The organism is Emticicia sp. CRIBPO (genome assembly GCF_009905725.1).
GTDB lineage: Bacteria > Bacteroidota > Bacteroidia > Cytophagales > Spirosomataceae > Leadbetterella.
Window position 1 is genome coordinate 1 of record NZ_JAAAKV010000029.1, and the last position, 1,571, is coordinate 1,571.

Annotated in this window: 1 protein-coding gene; it reads right to left on the reverse strand. The window is 47.4% G+C overall.

Annotated elements, in window-relative coordinates:
- The coding region (locus GVN16_RS25925) for a hypothetical protein (protein ID WP_166566883.1) at positions 1–1,571 on the reverse strand (1,571 nt) is incomplete at both ends.

A 1,571-nucleotide genomic window follows, 5' to 3' on the forward strand; every position in this document is an offset into this window, starting at 1 on the left:
GAGTATGACCCTGCCACAAGTCCAGTTAAAGTGAACGCCCCTGAAGCTACCGTAACAGAAGCCGTTTTAGCTGCCCCATCACTATAATTCAAAGTATAATTCCCGTCCGCTAAAGTGGTCGTGAAAGCGATGCTTCCGTTTGTTCCCCCGCAGGTGGTTGGATTAACTGCTGAGCCTAAAGTCAATGTCGCTGTGGTAGGATCAGTTAAGGCCCTTGATCCTGATGCTGAACTTGTGCAACTGCTCACGGTTATTGAGAATGATGAGTATGATCCTGCGACAAGCCCTGATAGGGTAAATGCCCCCGAAGCTACCGTAACAGACGCCGTTTTAGCCGCACCGTCATTATAGTTCAAAGTGTAAGTTCCGTCTGCCAAAGTGGTAGTGAAAGCGATACTTCCGTTTGTGCCACCGCATGTGGTTGGGTTTACAGCTGAACCTAAAGTCAAAGTTGCGGTGCTAGGATCCGTCAGATTTCTTGATCCAGAGGCTGAACTTGTACATCCACTGACAGTAATGGCGAATGAAGAATATGATCCTGCCACAAGTCCTGATAGCGTAAAGGCTCCCGAAGCTACTGTAACGGAAGCCGTTTTGGCTGCCCCATCTGAGTAATTCAAAGTGTAAGTGCCATCCGCTAAAGTAGTGGTGAAAGCAATGCTTCCGTTTGTTCCGCCACAAGTGGTTGGATTAACAGCTGAGCCCAAGGTCAATGTTGCCGTAGTCGGATCAGCCAATGTTCTTGATCCCGAAGCTGAACTTGTGCAACTGCTCACCGTTATTGAGAATCCTGAGTATGACCCTGCCGGAAGTCCTGACAACGTAAACGAACCCGAAGCTACTATAACAGAAGCGGTTTTTGCCGCTCCATCATTATAGTTTAGAGTATATGTTCCATCTGCTAAAGTAGCGGTGAAGGCAATACTTCCGTTTGTGCCGCCGCAGGTGGTTGGGTTAACAGAAGAACCCAAGGTCAATGTGGCCGTAGTCGGATCAGTTAACGTTCTTGATCCTGAGGCCGAACTTGTACATCCTGTTACGGTTATCGAGAATGAAGAATATGACCCTGCCGAAAGTCCTGACAACGTAAACGAACCCGAAGCTACTGTAACAGAAGCCGTTTTGGCTGCTCCATCATTATAATTCAAAGTATAAGTTCCATCTGCTAAAGTGGTGGTGAAAGCAATGCTTCCGTTTGTGCCGCCGCAGGTGGTTGGATTAACAGCTGAGCCTAAAGTCAATGTCGCCGTAGTCGGATCAGTTAACGTTCTTGATCCAGAGGCGTTGCTTATGCATCCTGTGACAGTTATTGAGAATGAATTATAAGCTCCTTCCGGAAGTCCTGATAGCGTAAATGCCCCTGAAGCTACTGTAACAGACGCTGTTTTAGCTGTTCCGTCATTATAATTTAAAGTATAAGTTCCATCTGCTAAAGTAGTGGTGAAAGCAATGCTTCCGTTTGTTCCGCCGCAGGTGCTTGGGTTTACAGAAGAACCCAAGGTCAATGTCGCTGTACTAGGATCGCTCAGAGTGGTTGATCCCGAAGCCGAACTTGTACAGCCGCTTACAGT